We start from the raw sequence: 22,108 nt of genomic DNA, 5'->3' as shown, positions 1-22,108 counted from the left end.
AAGATACAAAACAGAATTAAAATTTAATCTAAAACTGCCTGGATAGTTTGCGTTTTATTAACGGTTTCTTGCCACTCATTTTCGGCCACAGAATCTTTAGTAATTCCGCCTCCAACATAAACTAAGGCCGCTTTATTTTTAAGTTGCATACAACGTAAATTTACAAACAAATTAGAAACGGTTTTTACTGTTGCATACACGTTATTTTCAACATTGCGTCTGTTTCTATTTCTAGTTTTGTTCTCTTTAAGATTTAACTCTCCTAAAAATCCAGCATAGAACTCGCGATTATAACTTTCATTATGTACAATGAATTGTTTAGCCATTTCTTTAGGAAAACCACAAACAGCTGGGGTTGGATGCAAATTTGTTAGCAATGCTTTAAAGTCTAAATTTTTAAAATCTAAAGTACCAGAAATTGCCGTTTTAAGATGCAATAAGTTTCCTGCCATTACTGTTTCTACTTCCGAAATTTTTATTGTACTAACACTATCTTTTAAACTGTTTACTACAAATGCTGTTACAATTTGTTGTTCGTCTTTTTCTTTGTCTTGCCAAACTACATCTTTAGCTTGATTGTACATTTGTGTTCCTGCTAAAGCCATCGTATTAAATCTATTGCCTTCCACTTTTAATAAGGTTTCTGGGGTTGCTCCCAACCATAATCCTACTTTAGGATGGTACCAACAATACACAAATGCTGAAACGTATTTTTCTAATAAACGTTTAAAAATTTTTAATGGATTTTCTTCGGAAATATGTTGTTCTTCCTTTCGCGATAAAACTACCTTTTGTATGGGGCCCTTACGAATAGCATCAATTCCTTTTTGTACCAATTGTATGTGTTCTTCCTTACTTTTTAAAGAAGAAACCTTATGAATAGTAGCTGCTTTAAATTCGCTTGAAATATCATAATTTGAAGATATTTTTTTAGAACTATTAAAAGGTAAAAGTATTGCATCGTCTTTATTATCAAAAGGAGAGAAAACAAAGCCGCTTTCTGTATAATCTTTAATTACATGTAATTCGTCTGCTTTTTGAAGCAATGCATGCACCTCAAAATCATTCGGTTTTCTATACACAACAAATGGCAGTGCATTACTAAAATGCTGTTGTAATTCTTCAAAAAAAGCGGTAGATAGCATTATTACTTCTTTGGTAATGAAATCGTAGATAATCTACAAATGGAAACTACATTATCGTTATCATCTGTAACTCTAATATCTAATAATTGTGTAGTTCTTCCTTTATGTAAAAAAGTTGCCTTTGCATAAACATATCCTTCGGTTACACTTTTTAAATGGTTTGCAGTAATCTCTAAACCACGAATAAATTTATTTTCGGTATCCATAAAAACATGAGACGCAAAACTACCAACACTTTCTGCCAAAGCAGCTGTTGCACCACCATGCAATACACCATCTGGTTGATAAACTCTAGAATCTACAGGCATTCTTGCTACTAAAAAATCTTCTCCATAATCTACCATTTCAATATTTAAAGTCTCCATTAAGGTGTTTTTGCTAGCCGCATTTGCTTTTGCTAAGATAGTTTCTTTAGATAATTGCATATAAATAATGTATTTTTATTGTCGGATTGTAAAAGTACAAAATGAATTTAGAAGAAAAAGAAATTTCATACACAACTACCAATAGTTATGCTACTTTAAATTCACTGACCAATAAAACTAAAAATGTTTGGTTTGTTTGTCACGGAATGGGCTATTTAAGTAGATATTTTTTAAGATATTTTGAAGGATTAAACAAAGATGAAAACTATGTTATTGCTCCTCAAGCACAAAGCAAATATTATAGCACACCAAAATTTAAACATGTTGGAGCTAGTTGGTTAACTAAAGAAAATACAGCTACAGAAACCGAAAATGTAATGCGGAATTTTGATGCTATTTTAACTGCTGAAACTTTACCCAAAAACATAAACCTCATCGTTTTAGGTTACTCTCAAGGCGTTAGTGTTGCCACACGATATGTTGCAAAGCGTAAATTACCATGCGCTCAATTGGTTTTACATTCTGGAAGTATTCCTAAGGAATTAGAAATAGAAGATTTCACATTTTTAAAAGCCAAAGTAACTATGATTTATGGTACTGAAGATGAATACTTAAACCAAGAAAGAATTACATACGAAACCAATAAAGCTAAAGAATTATTTGGTAGCAATTTGCATATTGTTCCTTTTAATGGCAAACATGTGGTTAATGTAGAATTGATAAAAAAATTGGTATAAATGAATACACCCCAGCTTGAAAATGAACACGTAAAACTCACGCTTTTAGACTTAAGTAACTACAAACATTTAGCAATAATTGCAGAAGAAAAGGATTTAGTCTATTACTCTCCTAGTGCTATTTCTCCATCTGAAAAACTAAAAGAATATGTACAACGAGCTGTAGATCGATACTACCACAAAACTGCAATTCCTTTTATTATTTACGATAAGAAGAAACAAGCTTACGCTGGAAGCACAAGATTTGCACTTATAAACTGGAAAAACAAAGTATTGCATATTGGCTGGACTTGGATTGGAAAAGAATTTCAAGGCTCTGGACTAAATACGCAAATGAAATTTTTAATGCTGCAATATGCTTTTGAAACACTTCTATTTGACAAAGTAGAATTTCGTGTTGACGAAAGAAATATAAAATCTAGAAAAGCCATTGAAAAACTTGGAGCAACTTTTGAAGGTCTTTTACGTAAAGACACACTCATGCTAGACGGTTTTAAACGCAGTACGTGTTGTTATGGCATTTTAAAAGAAGAATGGACAGAAATTAAGAAAAGTATTTTTGAAAATTTTAAATAAAAAAACCCTTGAAATTCATCAAGGGCTTTTAGAATATATAAATAAAAACGGTTTACATTTTCTTTCCTGTTATTTCTCTACCACCTTGTAAAAGGGTTACACTCTCTACTTCTCCTGCTTCATTTTTATTAAAAGTTAATTGTGCAGTAACAACTTTTAAATAAAATACGGTTTCCGATTTTGCAAAAATATCTGCTGCTGGTTGTCCTGTTGCTTGCGCTTTTAATTGATTTCCTTCTTTTATTATTTTTATACTAAATTCTGGCATTAGTTGATAGGTACCAACATAGCTTTCAAGAATTTCTTCTGCAACCACAACTTCTTTTTCTAAGTCTGTAACATCTACACCTAATTTTTTTAATTGCGTTATTCCGTTTTGATTATTTGGATTTAATTCTACCGATTTTTTATAATTTACAATGGCTTGTTCTTTGTTACCTTTTGTCATTAAAGCTTCAGCATAACTATCATATACATTAAAAGAATTTGGAAATGCATCTACATTAAGTTTAAAAATAGTTATTGCATCGTCCACTTTTTCAGCTTGTAATAATCTGTAGCCAATGCTATTCATATCCTTTTCATTTAGATCATAATCTTCCGAAGATTTAATAATGTTATACTGTTTTAAAGCAGTATCCATTCCATTAGCTGTTATTTCTTCATAAATAATATTAGCAACAGATTTTTTAGGGAAGCTATATGGCTTATCATATATAATACCACGAATTGCTTTAGCCATATCCCCTAATGGAGCGCCTCCTGTATTATTTAATAACACGATTAAAGACTGATCTGATGGTGCTCTAGAAATTAAAGTATTAAAACCATTAATTCCGCCTCCATGACTTATAGTTTCTATACTTTCTTTTGAATCACCAATAGTTTCGCTACCAATAAACCATCCATAGCCATAATGTTCGTTCCCAGCTTTTATATGATTGCCAAAAAATAAATCCATAGATGCTTTTGAAAGCAATGTATTAGTATATAATGCTTGATCCCATAGGTACAAATCTTCTGGAGTCGCGTACAAAGATCCTGCTGCATATGGAATAGACATATCTAAATAACTAGAGTTTATAAAATCTCCTCCTTGTTTTTCGTAACCTGTTGCTCTATTTTTCAATATCGTTGCATGATGATCGAATCCAGAATCGTTCATTTTTAATGGTGTGAAAATCTTTTCCTGTAACATCTTCTCATATGTTTTACCAGAAATTTTCTCAATTAAAACACCTAAAAGAAAATACCCAGAATTACTATAACTAAACCTTTCTCCAGGTGTAAATTCTAATTCTTTTTCTGAAAATTTAGATATAAATTCTAAAGGTGTGTACGGGTTTCTACTTTCGTTTTTAAAAAAATCTGGAAACGAAGTGTAATTAGGTATACCTGAAGAATGAGTTAATAAATGATGTGTTGTAATAATATCTCCTGTAGCTTTAGGGTACTCAGGCAAATATTTAGTAATTGGTGCTTGCAGATCTAGTTTACCTGCTTCTGCTAATTGTAAAATTAACATCCCAGTAAATTGCTTACTAATAGAACCTAGTCTATGTTTGGTATTTGCTGCGTTTGGAATATCCCATTCCATATTGGCAAAGCCAAAGCCTTTTTTGTAAATAATTTTACCTTCTTGAGCTACTAGAACAGAGCCGTTAAAGGCCTTATAGTCTGTATAGGTATTAATCAACTTGGTTAATTGCGCTTCTTTTACTTGTCCGAAAGTCAAGTGCGCAAAAAATAATAAAGCAAAGAAAAGTATTGCTTTTGTTTTACTAAAATAAAATGTGAAATGCTGTTTCATAAGGTTTGTTTTGATTGATGAAAATATATGACGACTAATAGTGCCTATAAGTTACAACAAAAACGAAACTTTTTTTGAAACGAGAATCTATCTTAAAAAAAGACGCAAAAGGGTATACTACAAATTTAATGTGTCAAGTTCTTTACTATCTCAATAGTAGGTAAAATCTCTTTAGTATATTCAATGCTAGGTCCAGCTACCCAAACGGTTTTATAAGTAGCTTTTGTCGCTGCGTTTTCTGCTGCTTTCATACCAATAGAAAAACGAACCATTTTAACCCATTTTTTTAACTTCTTATTTTTATTTAAAACAGTTTCTAACCATGTTTGCTTAGTTCCTATTTTCTGCACATAAGGTGTATTTATTACAGTACAAGGTGTTCCTGAAATACGCTCTGTCATTACTATATCTTTTTCACCATAATCTACACATGCTTGCTTATATTCTTCGGTTACTCCTGCTTCAAAAGAAGCTATAAACGGGCTACCAACAGAAACACCTTCTGCTCCATAGCTTAACATCTTATCTATATCTGCTTTACAGCCTACTCCTCCTGCAGAAATTACGGGAATTGTCAAGGCTTTACTTAATTGATTAGTCAATTCTTCAGGAGAAAGGTTTCCTCTATGTCCACCAGCTTGATTATTTACTGCTATAGCAGCATCTGCGCCTAAACTTTCTACCTTTTTAGCAAAACGTAAATCTGTAACATCACAAAAAACCTTAATACCAGCTTTATGCGCTTGGTTTATAGTTTCTTCTGGACTACCTAGTGAGGTAATAATAAAATCACACCCCTCTTCACATAGTACCCGTAATTGCTCTTTGTATTTTATATTGGATTTATTTACAATTAAATTAAAACCAAAAGAACCACCTACTACTTTATTGGCTTTAAGTTCTTTTATTGCAGCTTTTAACTCCTCTAAAGTTCTATAATTAAGTGCTGGAATACAACCAGCAATTCCTCCTTTCATAGCTTCTGTTACCATAGCAACATTAGAAACCAAAAACATTGGCGCTTGAATAATTGGATATTTAATATTTAAAAGTTGGGTTATTTTAGTTTCCATAGGTAGTAATCATTCTTGTTTAAAAAAGAATATTTTAATTAAAAAGTAAATTTTTGTTTAGGCAAAATTAAAAAACAAATATAAGGATAAATTTATTATGCATGCATAGCTTATTGTAATTTATACAAAACAATAATAATCTACTAAACAAATAGTAAAAACTTTTAAGTAGCTCACTATTGAATATTTATATATTCACAAAAAGGATGTTAAAAAGCCACATAAAAACAACCATATATCGAACTTTTACTATGAATATTTACAAACAAAACTACTTCTATTATGATTTCAAAAAAAAAAAAATATTATATTTATAAATTATTACTTTAAACACACAAATATTTATGAAAAAAACTACTATCAAAATTTTGTGTTTAATGCTTTTAGCGATTACCTATTCGGGTTTTGCTCAAACATTAAATCAAAATGCATCGTGGCCAAATACATCATGGGCACTAACAGGAACTTATAACTCAGACCCACTAGCGCTCGAGTCGGACCCAACTATATCTGCAAATTTTGCTTTCGATGATGATGATGCTGGAAATGGAAGTGATGACGATATTGCTGCAGAGTCTCCAGTAATCGATTTAACTGCAGCACATACTGCTGGAGAAACATGGATTTCAATTTCAGGAAATTTAGTTTACAATTATAATAACGATGATATTTTACAATTCGAATACTGGGATGCAGATGCAAGTACTTGGACTATAATTGGGCTTCCTATTAATGCAGATACAGCATCACCTCCAACCGATAATTTTTGTTCTGGAACTGCAGAAGCATATACCTCTGAAGTTCTTAATATTGCCGGATTTACTGCTACACAATTATCTGGGTTTAGATACAGAATTTATTTTGATGATTTAGTAGGTGGAGCAGGTTACGAATGGGGATTTTGCTTTGATTCTCCTACAATAACTTCTGCAACACCACCAACATGCCCAGATCCATCTTCTTTAATGGCATCTAATATGACAGATACAACTGTAGATCTATCTTGGGTAGACAGCGGTTCTGCAACAAATGGCGATATAGAAATTATAAGAGCTGGTCTTACACCAACTGGAACTGCTACTGCAACTAATGTTTCAAATCCATATACAGCAACAGGACTTACTGAAAATACAGAATATGACTTTTATGTAAGAGCAAACTGTGGTGTGGATGGAACTTCTACATGGGTAGGACCTTTTACTTTTAGAACATTATGTGCAGCAATAGCAGCACCATATACTGAAAATTTTGAAACATTTACTACCGCTGGAACTGCTTTTGTATATGAAAATTGCTGGAGTGCAACTGGAGGCTCATACTATTGGGAATCTGCTCCAGGAACAGACACGGGATCTGGAGGAACAGGGCCTAACCCATCCATAACTACAGGTAATTATTTCTATGTAGAAGCTTCTGCTGGAGTTACGGGAGACATTACTGATTTAGTATCTCCTTTAGTAAATTTAAGTGCGCTTACCGCACCTGCCTTAATGTTTAACTACCATATGTTTGGTGGACAAATAGGTACTTTAGAAATTCTAGTTAATGGTTCTACTAGTATATGGTCTTTATCTGGACAACAACAAACATCTGATACAGCACCTTGGGAACTTGCCATTGTAGATTTAGCAGCATATGCTGGACAATCAGTATCGATTACATTTAGAGCAACAAGCGTTGGTACTTTTGAAGGGGATATTGCTATTGATAATGCAATATTTGGTGAGTTACCTTCTTGTTCTGTTCCAAATGCCTTAACTGCTACTAATATTGATGGCTTTTCTGCCGATATAGGTTGGACAGAAAACGGTACAGCTACTTCATGGAATATTGAATTAGTTGATATCACTGCCGCTGGTAATGCAACAGGTAATGCAACAGAAACAGGTGTTACTAACCCACATGCTTTAAGCGGATTAGTACCTTCTAATGATTATGAATTTTATGTACAAGCAGATTGTGGAGTAGATGGAACTTCTTCTTGGGCTGGACCATTTTCATTCACTACTACAGTAGCCTGCCCAGAACCTACAGCATATACAGCTACAAATATTACAACTACAACTGCTGATTTAGGTTGGACAGAAGCAGGATCTGCAACTTTATATGATATTGAAATTTTAAGAAACGGATTAACTGCTACAGGAACAGCTACCGCAACTGGTGTAGCTAACCCTTATCCAGCTACTGGACTTACTGAAGATACACTTTATGATTTTTATGTAAGAGCAGATTGCGGCGGTAATGGTACTTCTGCTTGGGCTGGACCATTTACATTTAGAACAGCTTGTTCTGCTATCGCAGCAACATATATTGAAGATTTTGAATCTTTTACAACTGGTGGTTCTGCTTTCGAAGCTGAAAATTGTTGGTCTGCCACTGGAGGTTCATACTATTGGGAATCTGCTCCCGGAACTGACACTGGATCTGGAGGAACAGGGCCTGCACCGTCCATTACTACTGGAAATTATTTCTATGTAGAAGCTTCTGCTGGGGTTACAGGAGACATTACTGATTTAACATCACCTTTGGTCGATTTAACATCACTTACCAATCCTGCTTTATTGTTTAACTATCATATGTTTGGTGCACAAATTGGAACTCTTGATGTATTAGTTAATGGTACAACAAATGTATGGTCATTATCTGGGCAACAGCAAACAGCGGAAACAACTCCTTGGGAAACTGCTGTTATAGACTTGGCTGCATATGCCGGTCAAACAATATCTATTACATTTAGAGCTACTAGCGTTGGTACATTTGAAGGGGATATTGCTATTGATAGCGTATCCTTTACCGAGCTTCCTGCTTGTCCAATACCAAATGCTTTAACCGCTACAACAGTAACTGATGTAACTGCAGAGTTAGGTTGGACTGAAAACGGAACAAGTACTTCTTGGGATATTGAAATAGTTGATATTACTGCTGCTGGGACTCCAACTGGAACTCCAACGATGTCTGGAGTTACAAATCCTTATACTGCTATGGGACTTACTGAAAACAACGATTACACTTTTTATGTGAGATCCGATTGTGGAGCTAGTACTTATTCTACTTGGGCTGGACCTTTTGCTTTTACCACATTAGAAACTTGTCCTGCGCCTTCAGCGCTAACAGTTACTAATGTTACAACTAATAGTGCCGATTTAGGTTGGACAGAAAATGGAACTTCTACTTCTTGGAATATTGAATTAGTTGATATTTCCGCAGGAGCTACTGCAACAGGAACTGCAACAGCAACGGGTGTTACAAATCCTTATACCGTATCTGGTTTAGTTGCAGATAACACTTATGAATATTATGTTCAAACAGACTGTGGTGTAGACGGAAATTCTGCATGGATAGGACCACTTGCATTTGCAACAGTTTATGTGGCGGTGCCACCAACATGTACTAGTGGTAATTTCTTAGATTCTGGTGGAACATCCAGCGATTATAGTTCAAATGAAAGTACTACATATACTATTATGCCAGATGTTGTAGGAGATGCTGTAACAGTAGAATTCACAGCATTTAGTACTGAAAATAATAGCACAACAGCTTGTTACGATGGTTTAACAGTTTACGATGGACCAGATGCAACAGCTACTACAATAGATCCTCCAGGAGGTGGAACAATTTGGTGTTGGGATGAAAATGATCTTCCTGCTGTTGGAACTGGAGATTTAGAAGGTATGGTTATAACATCTACCCACCCATCTGGAGCTTTAACATTTGTATTTTCATCGGATGGATCAGTTACAAGAGAAGGATGGGAAGCAATAATTACATGTAATCCACTATCTACACAAGATTTTGATAATGGTTCAGCATTTACTTATTTTCCAAATCCAGTAAATGATAATTTAGTTATTAAATCTCAAAAAGATATTGAAAACGTAACTGTTTATAACATGTTAGGTCAAGAAGTACTTCGTACGGCACCTAATACAGTTAATGCAGATATAAACATGTCTTCCTTACAAAATGGTGCTTACTTTGTTAAAGTAACAATTGGTAATGCTACTGAAATGATAAGAGTTATTAAAAACTAATAAAAATTTTAATATTAAAAAAGGGCTGTCTTTAAAGACAGCCCTTTTTTTTATTCGTTTACTTATAAAAGCTTAATACTAAATTATTTTTTCAATACTTTAATAACTTCAGAATTAGTATTTGAGTTTAATTTAACAATATAATATCCAGGGCGAAAGTTAGATAAATCCACAGTAACATTTAAAGCATTAGGTGTACTATTTAATACTTGCTTTCCTATTACATTATACACAACAATATTTGTAATTTCCTTTTTTGCATTTATATTTAAAACATCATTAACTGGATTAGGATATACTGTAAATACATTCTCTACAAGATCTTGTGTAGAAAGTGTATTACCGCTAATTATGATTTCATATTCTCCACAATTTGCTCCTCGACAAGGTTCTGGAAATGTAAAAAGTTGCACAAAATAAGTTTCTCCTTCAGTTAAGGATTGTACAACGATATTATTTGTAGAGTTAGCGGAACAAAAAACTTCATTAGTACCAGTACAATCTGTAAAAACAGCAAATCCTACACTAGAAGTTATAGCTACTTCTCCTGAAGCTCCTGCAATAAAAGAATACCAATAATCTCCAAAAAAAGAGGAACACGAAGACGTAATCCCTGAATTTGAAGCTGTATTTAAAGATCCTGTTTGTGCTACATTTGGTTCTAATGGATAAGCACCACTACAATTACCGTTTGACTGAGCATATACGCCAGAAAAACAAATGGATAATAACAATAAAAAAGTAATTTTTTTCATAAATGAGGGTTTTTGTAAGATTAATCGGCTAATTTATAAATATATATAATTAAGTCTATAATAAACCTTCTATATTTTAAACTAAAAAAACGCAACCAAATGAATGATTGCGTTTTTTAATTTATTTAGATTCTTTATAAAGATCCCAAATAAATTTGGGATAAACGGTTCACACAATTTTGTAAAAAACAAAATTGGTTCTCTGCTTACTTCACTTCTTCGAAATCTACATCTTCTACATCGCTTCCTTCGGTTGCATCTGCTCCAGCATTTGCGTCTGGTCCTGCTTCTGCTCCACCTTGTGCTTCTGCTTGTGCTTTATACATTTCTTCACTAGCAACTTTCCAAGCTTCGTTAATTTTATCTAAAGCAGGAGTAATTACTTCTAAATCTTTAGTTTCGTATGCTTTTTTAAGTTCTTCTAAAGCTGCTTCAACTGGTTGCTTTTTATCTTCCGATAATTTATCCCCAAATTCTTTTAATTGCTTTTCCGTTTGGAAAATCATAGAATCCGCTTCATTTAATTTCTGAGCACTTTCTGCTGCTTTTGCATCTGCTTCCGCATTTGCTTCTGCATCCGCTTTCATCTTTTGAATTTCGTCTTCTGTTAATCCTGAAGAAGCTTCAATACGAATATCCTGTGTCTTATTAGTTGCTTTATCTGTTGCCGAAACTTTAATAATTCCGTTGGCATCAATATCGAAAGTTACTTCAATTTGAGGAGTACCACGTTGTGCTGGTGGAATTCCATCTAAATGAAAACGTCCAATCGTTTTATTGTCTGCTGCCATAGAACGTTCTCCTTGTAAAACATGAATTTCTACTGAAGGTTGATTATCTGCTGCTGTAGAGAATACTTGACTTTTCTTTGTTGGAATAGTTGTATTTGCTTCAATAAGTTTTGTCATTACATTACCCATTGTTTCAATACCAAGAGATAAAGGCGTTACATCTAAAAGTAATACGTCTTTAACATCTCCTGTTAAAACACCACCTTGAATTCCTGCTCCTAAAGAAACAACCTCATCCGGGTTTACACCTTTACTTGGTGCTTTACCAAAGAATTTTTCTACTGCTTCTTGTACTGCTGGAATACGTGTTGAACCACCAACTAAGATAACTTCATCAATATCAGATTTTGTTAAACCAGCTGCTTTTAATGCCGTTTGGCATGGCTCGATAGTACGTTTTACTAAATCGTCAATTAATTGCTCAAATTTAGCTTTAGTTAAAGTACGCACTAAGTGTTTTGGTCCGCTAGCAGTAGCTGTAACGTATGGTAAATTAATTTCTGTTTGCGCAGAAGAGGATAATTCAATCTTTGCTTTCTCAGCTGCTTCTTTAATACGTTGTAAAGCCATTGGGTCTTTACGTAAGTCAATCCCTTCTTCTGTATTAAATTCATCTGCTAACCAGTCGATAATTTTTTGATCTACATCATCACCACCTAAGTGTGTATCTCCATCTGTAGAAAGTACTTCAAATACACCATCTCCTAATTCTAGGATAGATACATCATGTGTTCCTCCACCAAAATCAAATACTACTATTTTTTGGTCTGTTCCTTTTTTGTCCATACCATAAGCTAATGCTGCTGCAGTTGGCTCATTAATAATACGACGTACTTTTAAACCAGCAATTTCACCAGCTTCTTTCGTTGCTTGACGTTGCGCATCGTTAAAATATGCAGGAACAGTAATTACTGCTTCGCTTACATCTTGTCCTAAATAATCTTCAGCCGTTTTCTTCATCTTTTGAAGCACCATTGCTGATAATTCTTGAGGTGTGTATAAACGACCATCAATATCTACTCTAGGAGTGTCATTATCTCCTTTTACTACTTTATATGGTACACGTTCTGCTTCTTTTTTAGATTCAGAATATTTATTACCCATAAAACGTTTAATAGAATAAACAGTTTTTGTTGGGTTTGTCACTGCTTGACGCTTAGCTGGATCACCAACTTTAATTTCGCCTCCTTCTACAAAAGCAATTACAGATGGTGTTGTACGTTTACCTTCTGCGTTTGGGATTACAACTGGTTCGTTACCTTCCATTACAGAAACGCAAGAGTTGGTTGTTCCTAAATCGATTCCAATAATCTTACTCATAATTATATTTTTATTGTGTTGAAATTTATTTTTTTGTTCGATTACTATAAGTCAATGATTATGCCAATACAAAATGACTGACACCTTGTCATAAAACAAATATTAAATTAAATTATAATTTTTTAACAATTTATTTTGAAAGTGATTTGTAACTTTAAACAAAAAAAGAAATTATGAAAAGAATCTTATCTACCTTATTTGTATTTGCATTATTATTAACTTCTTGTCAAGGTGAAGACGGCATTGATGGTCAAGATGGAGGCATTTTTGTTGCTAGTGCATTTGAAATTGAAATAGACTTTAATGCAGGGAATGCATATGAATACTTTGAAGATTATGGCTTTCAAGTATATCCTTCAGACGTTACATTAGTATATATTTTATGGGAAACAGCAGACGGACAAGATGTTTGGAGGTTAATGCCACAACAGGTTGTTTTTGATGAAGACACTGCTAATGAAAGTGTATTAACTTACAATTATGATTTTACACAAACGGATGTAAGATTCTTTTTAGATGGCACTGTAGATTTTAGTGCTATAGGTACAGAATGGACACAAAATCAAACATTTAGAGTTGTTGTAGTTCCTGCTGATAATATAGATGCTGTGGACACATCAAGTATTGAAGATGTTATGGAAGTTGGAAGAATACAAGCTTTTGAAAAAAAGTAAAATACTTTCATTACAAAATGTATATTTGAGCCAATAATAAAACGTTTTCGTAAATGGAATGTATTTCGGTTTTTGATATGCTTAAAATTGGTGTTGGCCCTTCTAGCTCTCATACTTTAGGTCCTTGGCGTGCAGCAGAACGCTGGATTAAAGAACTAAAAACAAATAATACCTTTGATAAGGTAGAAGGTATTCAAGTAGATCTTTATGGTTCTTTATCCCTTACAGGAAAAGGACATGCTACAGATTATGCTGTTATGCTTGGTTTATGTGGAAGTGATCCTGAATATATACCTACAGAAACAATTTCTACTATTATTTCGAATATCAAAAACACAAATACACTAGCTTTTAATAACGAAAAAAAAATTCCTTTTCATCCTTCTAAAGATATCACCTTTAACAGAAAATTTTTACCATTTCATTCTAACGGAATATCCTTTACGGCAAGTATAAATGGTAAAAAAAAGAAATCTACCTTCTACTCTATTGGTGGCGGGTTTGTAGTAAAAGAGGAACGTAAAAACTCGAGACGCAATTTTGAAATAAAATGCTCTTTTCCATATCCTATAGATAAAGGAACAGAGCTTTTACAATTTTGTAAAAACTTAGATTTACCAATATCTAAAGTGGTTTTAGAAAATGAGAAATCTATTCGTGAAGAAACAGAAATAAACTCAGAGTTACAACGTATTTGGGACACCATGCTTGAATGTATGTATATTGGTTGTCATACGGAAGGAAATCTACCTGGAGGATTAAATGTAAGACGTCGTGCTTATGACATGCATAAAACCCTGAAAGGAGAAACACAATATACTACTCCTGTAGAATGGTTATACTCTATTAGGAATACCGAAGTAAAATTTAGACAAATTTTAAAATGGGTTAGCTGTTTTGCTTTAGCCGTAAATGAAGTGAATGCATCTTTAGGCCGTGTTGTTACAGCACCAACTAATGGAAGTGCTGGTGTTATTCCATCTGTTTTAATGTACTATTTAGTGATTGAAAACCATGATGGTAACTTTGAAGACATTAAAAAATTCTTACTAGTAGCAGGTGAAATAGGAAGTATTTTTAAAAAAGGGGCTACTATTAGTGCAGCAATGGGAGGATGTCAGGCTGAAATTGGTGTAAGCTCTGCAATGGCTGCTGGTGCATTAACCGAGTTACTTGGTGGTACACCAGAACAAGTTTTAATAGCTGCCGAAATTGCTATGGAACACCATCTTGGTCTTACTTGCGATCCTATTGGTGGCTTAGTACAAATTCCATGTATAGAAAGGAATGCCATGGGAGCCATTAAAGCTATTAACGCTGCAGAACTAGCTTTAGATACAGATCCAAAAAACGTAAAAGTGCCTTTAGATAAGGTAGTAAACACAATGTGGGAAACAGCAAAAGATATGAACACCAAATATAAAGAAACTAGTGAAGGTGGCTTGGCTGTTGGTGTTAATATGGCAGATTGTTAAATCATTCTTCACAATCTGCTGTACGACGAGTATCTATAATGTAGAAAATTTTCCATTGCATATTTTCTTTTATTAGCTGAAAAGAATTTACGCCACAATGCGTTACATTGCCATCAAACCAAAATGTATATTCTGTCCATACATGCGCCATAGTATCGTTAAAATCGATTTTGTAGCTATGTATTTTTTCTTCAAAATTTTGATCTTTTGGAATAGAAACAATCGCCTTTAAAAAATTAGAAAAAACATCCGTTTTTATCATATTTCCTTCTGGAATACTAGGACGTATTCCCTGCAACACGATATCTTTGTGAACAACACTATTTATAAGTATGGTATCCTTTTGATTAAGCCCTTTAAAAAAGGTTTCTACCGTTTTTTTTACTTCCTCATGTTCGGTGTTTTGCTGTGCAATAATATTTCCTGTTATTAACAGTAATAAAAAAAGTATTACTCTTGCCATATTCTTAAATTTTAGACTAAAATAATTGAAGATTAGTATTTTAAGACCTCTTTAAAGAAAAGTTTAACAGTATACACATAATTTAGTACTTTTACATTCTATCAAATTATATAAAATCAAATGTCTGTAGCAAAAAAAGAGTACAAAAGAGTAACCGTTAAATCTCTAGTAGAAATGAAATCTAATGGAGAAAAAATTTCTATGTTAACTGCCTACGATTATACCATGGCTAAGATAGTAGATGGAGCAGGAATAGATGTTATTCTTGTTGGTGATTCTGCAAGTAATGTAATGGCTGGTCATGAAACAACTTTACCTATTACTTTAGATCAAATGATTTATCATGCTTCTTCAGTTGTACGTGCTATACATCGTGCTTTAGTGGTTGTAGACCTTCCTTTTGGAAGCTACCAAAGTGACCCAAAAGAAGCGTTACGTTCTGCTATTAGAATTATGAAAGAATCTGGTGGACATGCAGTAAAAATGGAAGGTGGTAAAGAAGTAAAAGATTCTATAAAAAGAATTTTACATGCAGGAATTCCTGTTATGGGACACTTAGGATTAACACCACAATCTATATATAAATTTGGTACTTATACAGTTCGAGCTAAAGAAGAACAAGAAGCCCAACAATTAAAAGAGGATGCATTGATGCTGGAAAGAGCTGGATGTTTTGGTATTGTTTTAGAAAAAATACCTGCTAAATTAGCACAAGAAGTTGCTAAGAGTGTTTCTATTCCAGTAATTGGTATTGGTGCTGGAAATGGTGTCGATGGTCAAGTACTTGTTACACATGATATGATTGGAATGACACATGAATTTAATCCGCGTTTCTTAAGAAGATATATGAATTTATATGAAGAAATGACCAATGCATTTTCAAAATATGGTGAAGATGTAAAACGTGGGGATTTCCCTAACGATGACGAGCAGTATTAACTAATTGTTAGTTTAACAAAAAACTTGTATTTGTGGCAAAGCCCTCCAAAAAAATCTTATCTAATAAAGAAAATCTTCAAGTTATTTATGAAGACAATCATATTATTATAGTAAACAAACGTGCTGGAGATATAGTACAAGGAGATAAAACTGGAGATAGACCACTAAGTGATGTGGTTAAAGAATATATTAAAGAAACATATAACAAACCCGGAAATGTATATTTAGGTACAGTACATAGACTAGATAGACCAACTACTGGCTTAGTAATTTTTGCAAAAACTAGTAAAGCGCTACCTAGACTAAATAAGCTTTTTGTTTCTAAAGATATTAGTAAAACGTATTGGGCTGTTGTTAAAAATGAACCTCCAAAAACGGAAGACACTTTAATTCACTGGTTAAAAAAGAATCCAAAAAACAATAAATCTACTGCTTATATTAAAGAAGTTAAGGATAGTAAAAAAGCAATACTTCATTATAAAATATTAAAAAAGCTCGACAATTATTTTTTATTAGAAGTGAACCTTGAAACAGGAAGACATCATCAAATACGATCTCAACTCTCTAGTATTGGTTGTGCTATTAAAGGGGATTTAAAATATGGTTTCGACAGAAGTAATAAAGACGCTAGCATACATTTACATGCAAGACAAATAGTATTTATACATCCCGTTTCTAATACGAAAATTAATATTATAGCACCTTTACCAAACGATGTTATTTGGAAAGCTTGTAGCTAAAAAAAAAAGGAATTCATTATTGATTTAAAGGGTAGTTTATTGTTAATGTTACCCCCTTATTTATTTCTGAACTTAAATTAAATGTTGCTTTAATAAGTGCTGCTCTACTTTTCATGTTTAAAAGTCCAGAACCTTTCTCGGCAGTTTCAACATTAAATCCTTTTCCATCATCACTAGCTTGAATCATTAAATTATTGTTCTCATAATCTAAAAGTACTTTAAGGTTTTTTGCTTCCGAGTATTTCACCGAATTAGATAAAAACTCTTGTAAAATCCTAAACATTATAATTTCATGCTTTTTGTTTACAATGGCAATAGTATTTCCTTTTACATGTAATTCTGCTGTTGTAAATTTCATTCGTTTCAATCTATCTAATTCATTTGTTATAGATTTTTCAAAACCAATATTTAATATTACTTCATTATTTAACGATTTAGATAAAGATCTTACTTCCTTTAAACTTGCTCTTACTATATCTGTTGTTTCTTTAATATTATCTTTAATATCAGAATTTACCTGTGTACCTAGTACACTTAGTTGCATACTAGCAACCGATAAAAGTTGCCCAACATTATCATGCAATTCCCACCCTATATTCTTTAAAGTTTGTTCTTGTATTTCGGTTTGGGTTCTTGAAATTTCTTCGTCAAATATTTTTTGTTGCTTCATTTTATCTAATAAAAGTTTGTTTTTCCTCTTTTGAAAAACAATAAAAAATAAAATAATTAAAGTACAAACAATAAGTAGTACTCCTAGCATATATACTAGCAAATAACGCTCTGCAGCTGTAGAAACTGGACTTTGTGCTTGCAATACTATATAAAAACTATTAATCATATTCTGGTTTTGAAACTATTAAACCTATAGCAAATGTGGTGTACATAAAACCAATAGCACCTAACATTATAAATGTTTTTAAATGAACATATTCTTGATCTTGTATTGTGTAATATTTTGAAAAAAATATTAATGGTGTATTAACCAACCAAAATATTAAAATAGATGCACTTATGTAAAAGTTTAATGTTTTATAAAACATTAATACTTTATCGCTTTGCAATATCTCGAAAAAATAAAAAAAAGCACATTGCATAATGATTATAGATCCTAAAATACTTATTGCAGGAAAAGTACCTGTAAAAAAACGAGATACATCTGAAATAATAAAAACCAATGAAATGCCTAAAAATGAAAAGGTAGACCACTTAAGAATTTTAATAAAAGTCTTATTCTTAAGAATTTTTTGATAATAAAATGAAAAAACCTTAACACCTCCTATTGACCAACATAAAGTGTACCACCATCTATTTTTTTCAAAAACTGTTCCTTTTAAAAACACTTTAATAGACTTTAAAAATTCATATTTATTTACATAAATAGTGTAAGCACCTATTAGTTCTATTACAGCAACATAAATAAGAATATATATAAAGTATTTGGCTGCTGTATTTTTATACTTTTTAAAATAAAGTATTCCAATTACAGCAGCCATTATTTCAAATCCTTTTATTAAAAAACTCTTATTATCTAATAAGAACTCTTTCATAAAAAAAATTATTGTGGATAATTAGCTGATGGTGGATCGCCATTTTCCCCTCCATTTAATCCATTACCACCAGGAACATCTCCATTTCCAGGAGGTGCAGACATTACTTTTCCTTCTGATAAAGATGGGGTACCCGTTGGTACCATAAACATAGTAGTATAACCTGCTTCCCTACTAGTTCTTTCATGAGCTCCAAGATATACACGTATACCATTCATGTCGTAACCTAAATCTGTGCTTTGTGATTTTGCAAGTTTAATAAAGCTTTCTATATCTTCTATAGACCACCAAGCAGAGCGGTTATCTGGTCTACCTACGATAGAGTCGCTTATTAGTTGATGTCTAGAGTTAAAAGCTTCATCTAATGCTTTTGCTTCTTCTGGGGTAATAATTCCATTTGGTGTTGTCATATGTATTTCGTTTTGTGGATTACAGTAATAAAAATAGGAAATCAAAAAACCAATAACAATACCCAATAATAGTAATAGTAATTTCTTCATAAAAGTTATTTATTAATTAGTAGCTCTTAAAGTTAATAAAAATATTATCCTAACCAACCTTCTCGATCTAAACTTCTATATTGAATGGCCTCACTAATATGAGAACCATTAATTTTTTCCTGGTTTTCAAGGTCTGCAATCGTTCTTGACACTTTTAAAATTCTGTCGTACGCTCTGGCGGAAAGATTTAAACGTTCCATTGCTGTTTTAAGTAATGCTTTAGAAGCTTCGTCTAAAACACAATGTTTTCGTATTTGTTTGGTGTTCATTTGGGCATTATAATGTACTGTTTCTGATGCTTCAAAACGAATAGTTTGAAGTTCTCTAGCTTTGGTTACACGTTTTCTTATTTCTACAGAAGCTTCTCCTTTTTGTTCTTCTGAAAGTTTTTCAAAAGGAACAGGAGTTACTTCAATATGAATATCAATCCTATCTAGTAAAGGTCCTGATACTTTACTTAAATAACGTTGCATTTCTGCTGGAGAAGATGTTACCGGAGCATCTGGATCGTTAAAATAACCACTAGGACTAGGATTCATACTTGCAACTAACATAAAAGACGATGGATAAGTAACCGTAAACTTTGCTCTAGATATGGTTACTTCTCTATCTTCTAATGGTTGCCGCATTACTTCTAAAACTTCCCTTTTAAATTCTGGTAATTCGTCTAAAAATAAAACCCCATTATGGGATAAGGATATTTCTCCAGGTTGTGGATAACTTCCTCCTCCTACTAGAGCTACATTTGTTACTTTATCAAATGTGGCGGTCTTTAGAATGCCAATATTATCAAAGGTTAAGCAATTATTTTTTATTTTCAATTACTTCTTTTAGTATTTCGGAAAGCAATTCAGTTTTTTTCATTTGAAGGAAATTACTAACAGCACTATCTATTTTTTTATTCAATTCATTTATATTTTCAATAGTCATAATTAAAATAAAGTATTTAATGCATCATAATGAAATGGTTGAATAGCTTGTAAATTATTGCTTTGCTTATGTGAGTTCATTACATCTTTAGTAACCGGATAAGCTTCAAACTCATTAGAAGTAAATGTAAACAATAATTCGCTTATTTGGTTTTCGGTTAAAGATTCATCTAACCAATCAAACTCGTTAGACTCGTCTAATATTAAAGGCATTCTATAATCCCCTTGCGTACTTGGTTGGTTGTGTATCCCTTTAAAAAAAGGATTTGCAATTGTTGTAATTATCGAAGCTGTATAAAGGTCATCATCTAATTCGGAATAAATCCCCGCATAAGTAAACAAGTCCTTGTTTTTATATCTTATATAGTGAGGAAACGACTCGTTATTTCTTTTATGTGGCTCGAAAAACCCATCAGCTAAGATTAAGCATCTTTGCCTTTTAATATGCTGTTTAAATAGTGATGATGTGAATAGGTTTTCACTTCTTGCATTTAGTGTATTGGTTTTATTTAGAAACTGTTTCCGCTCGCTAATCTCCAAGTTTTCGGGTAGTAATCCCCAGTATGATGGTGTGAATCTGTTTGGTTCGTTCTGTTTAATAATATAAATAAAACCATTACTAAAACCATTTCGATGGAAATAAGGTTTATAAACTTCTGAATACTCCGAAGCAACCTTAAAACGTTCTTCAAGTTTCCTTTCTTCTTTGGTAAGTGAGGTATGAAAGCACATTATATATAATTTTTCAATATTGTGATTAAAGCATTCTTCAAAAATGCTAATAACCTTTAGTATATTCTAAGAATTTAAATTTAGTAGTTTTCGGGTTATTTTCAAATTTAATTCTATAATTACCATAGCAAATAATATTACAATCAACATACCGTACTTGTTCAATCTCTAAAGTGTCAATTAAATTCTCATGCTATTCTTGGTTGTACTCTAAATTTTGGGTTGTAACAGTTTCAAAATATCATAAAGGTATTTATTTAAGTTAAATAGTATATATGGAAATGAAAGAATTCAAATGAATATCTAGCATGAAAACAACAATTTAATTAAAATTTGCAACTCTTTATGCTTAAAATAATTATAACTTTGATTACACTATTTATTTAACAAATGGGTAAAACAAATTAAAATTAAGGAAATCACCATCCATTTTATGGGATATGGTGGTTAATCGTTACTATATAACCAGTTATGCACAAGGCGAAAAACTCACTCTAAAGAATGCTAAAGAAATCCGAAATTGAAAAAATAATAACCAATGATTTGGTTTCGGTTTTGAATACGAAAATAGTTTATCAATTTTCAAGTTACGAAATCGCACTTGAGGAAATCATTCTAAAACAATCACTGAAATTTTCAAATCCAGAAACTTTCAACGACCCTTTTGATTGTAACGAAAAATTATTAAAAGTAAATATTGACAAGAAAAATATTGCTAATGCTTTTGCCGAAATCCAAGAAAAATATTCTCGACAGAAACGCCGTGAAATGGCGAAAAAACTTAATGACCCAAATACATTGTCAAAACTATTAAAGAGCAAGAAAAAAGATTATAAACTATCTTGTTTTTCAAAAATATACAACGAAGTTTTAATGTGGTCGCACTATGCGAATAAACACAACGGAATTTGTGTTGGATTTGATTTTCCTCATTTATATCCTGAAAAGTTCATTCTTTGTCCTGTAAAGTATTTAAACGAAATAAAATTGTTAGACGGAGAAACTAATACGAATAGAATTTTACTTTATTGGTTAACAACAAAGTCGGAAAGATGGATTTATGAGCAAGAGATTAGGGCAATTGCTCAATCCAAAAATAATGAGGATTCCGAATTTATAAACTATGACAAAGACAGAATAAAAGAAATTATATTTGGTTGTAATGTCAAAAAAAACGAAATTGATAACGCAATGAGCCGAATAAAAAAAAGTGAGTTGCCTTACGATAAAATAACTTTTAAGAGAATGATAGTTGATTCAGAAACTTTCTTACTTAAAGATGAAATAATAAAGCCCAGTGCATAACACCGTATAAAAATAATTGCGGTTTAGTGCTTAATCAAAGGTCGTTGCGTGTTTGTAACGTCTGATTTTCCTTCGGAAAATCCTCGCATACAAACCCGCAACTATTCTTATACATAAACGTTAGCAACAACTTTGACCAAACCAACAAATGAAGGAACACAAATATTTACTTTTAAGTGACAAACCTAGAGTTGGAAC

The 22,108-nt window shown here is 32.4% G+C and carries 19 protein-coding genes and 1 pseudogene; 8 read left to right on the top strand and 12 right to left on the bottom strand.

The window, feature by feature from the left end:
• Window positions 1-23: 23 nt before the first annotated feature.
• Window positions 24-1,145, bottom strand: a complete 1,122-nt coding sequence (locus tag ACVC3Y_RS03605; RefSeq protein ID WP_452226136.1) for a chorismate-binding protein — start codon at window positions 1,143-1,145, stop codon at window positions 24-26.
• 2 nt (window positions 1,146-1,147) lie between these two features.
• Complete coding sequence (locus tag ACVC3Y_RS03600) at window positions 1,148-1,570, bottom strand: PaaI family thioesterase (RefSeq protein WP_303424236.1); 423 nt, start codon at window positions 1,568-1,570, stop codon at window positions 1,148-1,150.
• Between the two features lie 41 nt (window positions 1,571-1,611).
• On the opposite strand from ACVC3Y_RS03600, the gene ACVC3Y_RS03595 reads away from it, so the two are divergent.
• Together ACVC3Y_RS03595 and ACVC3Y_RS03590 are read left to right on the top strand one after the other, a co-directional pair.
• A complete protein-coding gene (locus tag ACVC3Y_RS03595; RefSeq protein WP_303424235.1) occupies window positions 1,612-2,247 on the top strand; it encodes an alpha/beta hydrolase in 636 nt (211 codons plus the stop codon).
• Window positions 2,248-2,823: a GNAT family N-acetyltransferase gene (locus ACVC3Y_RS03590; RefSeq protein WP_303424234.1), complete on the top strand. Its 576-nt coding sequence runs from the start codon at window positions 2,248-2,250 to the stop codon at window positions 2,821-2,823.
• 52 nt (window positions 2,824-2,875) lie between these two features.
• Here the strand turns inward: ACVC3Y_RS03590 and ACVC3Y_RS03585 are convergent, their stop codons facing one another.
• Together ACVC3Y_RS03585 and ACVC3Y_RS03580 are read right to left on the bottom strand one after the other, a co-directional pair.
• Entirely contained in the window at window positions 2,876-4,633 is a 1,758-nt protein-coding gene (locus tag ACVC3Y_RS03585; RefSeq protein WP_452226135.1) for a serine hydrolase, read from the bottom strand.
• 125 nt (window positions 4,634-4,758) lie between these two features.
• Window positions 4,759-5,706 carry an NAD(P)H-dependent flavin oxidoreductase gene (locus tag ACVC3Y_RS03580; RefSeq protein WP_452226134.1) on the bottom strand — a complete coding sequence of 316 codons (948 nt, stop codon included), beginning with the start codon at window positions 5,704-5,706 and terminating at the stop codon, window positions 4,759-4,761.
• A gap of 344 nt (window positions 5,707-6,050) precedes the next feature.
• Here ACVC3Y_RS03580 and ACVC3Y_RS03575 point away from each other — a divergent pair, with 344 nt between their 5' ends.
• Complete coding sequence (locus ACVC3Y_RS03575; protein ID WP_452226133.1) at window positions 6,051-9,740, top strand: fibronectin type III domain-containing protein; 3,690 nt, start codon at window positions 6,051-6,053, stop codon at window positions 9,738-9,740.
• A gap of 83 nt (window positions 9,741-9,823) precedes the next feature.
• Here the strand turns inward: ACVC3Y_RS03575 and ACVC3Y_RS03570 are convergent, their stop codons facing one another.
• Both ACVC3Y_RS03570 and dnaK read right to left on the bottom strand, forming a co-directional pair.
• Window positions 9,824-10,495 carry a T9SS type A sorting domain-containing protein gene (locus tag ACVC3Y_RS03570; RefSeq protein WP_452226132.1) on the bottom strand — a complete coding sequence of 224 codons (672 nt, stop codon included), beginning with the start codon at window positions 10,493-10,495 and terminating at the stop codon, window positions 9,824-9,826.
• Window positions 10,496-10,701: 206 nt separating this feature from the next.
• Window positions 10,702-12,606 carry a molecular chaperone DnaK gene (dnaK, locus tag ACVC3Y_RS03565; protein WP_303424229.1) on the bottom strand — a complete coding sequence of 635 codons (1,905 nt, stop codon included), beginning with the start codon at window positions 12,604-12,606 and terminating at the stop codon, window positions 10,702-10,704.
• 173 nt (window positions 12,607-12,779) lie between these two features.
• Between dnaK and ACVC3Y_RS03560 the strand changes: the two genes are divergently transcribed.
• Window positions 12,780-13,280 (top strand): hypothetical protein, encoded by a 501-nt coding sequence (locus ACVC3Y_RS03560; RefSeq protein ID WP_452226131.1) that lies wholly within the window; start codon window positions 12,780-12,782, stop codon window positions 13,278-13,280.
• Window positions 13,281-13,333: 53 nt separating this feature from the next.
• A complete protein-coding gene (locus ACVC3Y_RS03555) occupies window positions 13,334-14,755 on the top strand; it encodes an L-serine ammonia-lyase (protein ID WP_303424227.1) in 1,422 nt (473 codons plus the stop codon).
• A 1-nt stretch (window position 14,756) separates the two neighbouring features.
• Here ACVC3Y_RS03555 and ACVC3Y_RS03550 read toward each other — a convergent pair whose 3' ends face one another.
• A complete protein-coding gene (locus tag ACVC3Y_RS03550) occupies window positions 14,757-15,218 on the bottom strand; it encodes a nuclear transport factor 2 family protein (RefSeq protein WP_452226130.1) in 462 nt (153 codons plus the stop codon).
• A 120-nt stretch (window positions 15,219-15,338) separates the two neighbouring features.
• Here ACVC3Y_RS03550 and panB point away from each other — a divergent pair, with 120 nt between their 5' ends.
• Both panB and ACVC3Y_RS03540 read left to right on the top strand, forming a co-directional pair.
• Window positions 15,339-16,157, top strand: coding sequence for a 3-methyl-2-oxobutanoate hydroxymethyltransferase (gene panB, locus ACVC3Y_RS03545; protein WP_303424225.1), 819 nt, complete (start codon window positions 15,339-15,341; stop codon window positions 16,155-16,157).
• A 32-nt stretch (window positions 16,158-16,189) separates the two neighbouring features.
• A complete protein-coding gene (locus tag ACVC3Y_RS03540; RefSeq protein WP_452226129.1) occupies window positions 16,190-16,897 on the top strand; it encodes an RluA family pseudouridine synthase in 708 nt (235 codons plus the stop codon).
• A gap of 16 nt (window positions 16,898-16,913) precedes the next feature.
• Here ACVC3Y_RS03540 and ACVC3Y_RS03535 read toward each other — a convergent pair whose 3' ends face one another.
• The 5 genes and pseudogenes from ACVC3Y_RS03535 to ACVC3Y_RS03515 all read right to left on the bottom strand — a co-directional run bounded on the left by ACVC3Y_RS03535 (window position 16,914) and on the right by ACVC3Y_RS03515 (window position 20,605).
• A complete protein-coding gene (locus ACVC3Y_RS03535; RefSeq protein ID WP_303424223.1) occupies window positions 16,914-17,735 on the bottom strand; it encodes a sensor histidine kinase in 822 nt (273 codons plus the stop codon).
• Window positions 17,728-18,444, bottom strand: a complete 717-nt coding sequence (locus tag ACVC3Y_RS03530) for a hypothetical protein (protein WP_452226128.1) — start codon at window positions 18,442-18,444, stop codon at window positions 17,728-17,730. The genes ACVC3Y_RS03535 and ACVC3Y_RS03530 overlap by 8 nt, the downstream gene beginning before the upstream one ends.
• A gap of 8 nt (window positions 18,445-18,452) precedes the next feature.
• Complete coding sequence (locus ACVC3Y_RS03525) at window positions 18,453-18,944, bottom strand: hypothetical protein (RefSeq protein WP_452226127.1); 492 nt, start codon at window positions 18,942-18,944, stop codon at window positions 18,453-18,455.
• A 44-nt stretch (window positions 18,945-18,988) separates the two neighbouring features.
• Window positions 18,989-19,693 (bottom strand): annotated as a pseudogene (locus ACVC3Y_RS03520) (YifB family Mg chelatase-like AAA ATPase); the annotation flags it as partial.
• A 183-nt stretch (window positions 19,694-19,876) separates the two neighbouring features.
• Complete coding sequence (locus tag ACVC3Y_RS03515; RefSeq protein ID WP_452226126.1) at window positions 19,877-20,605, bottom strand: SOS response-associated peptidase; 729 nt, start codon at window positions 20,603-20,605, stop codon at window positions 19,877-19,879.
• Between the two features lie 501 nt (window positions 20,606-21,106).
• Between ACVC3Y_RS03515 and ACVC3Y_RS03510 the strand changes: the two genes are divergently transcribed.
• Window positions 21,107-21,910, top strand: a complete 804-nt coding sequence (locus tag ACVC3Y_RS03510; protein ID WP_452226125.1) for a DUF2971 domain-containing protein — start codon at window positions 21,107-21,109, stop codon at window positions 21,908-21,910.
• The last annotated feature ends 198 nt before the right edge of the window (window positions 21,911-22,108 follow it).

The sequence above is a fragment of the Lacinutrix cladophorae genome, from assembly GCF_053604645.1.
Note: the sequence above shows the minus strand (reverse complement) of the source record. Positions and strands in the feature narration are given on the sequence as shown.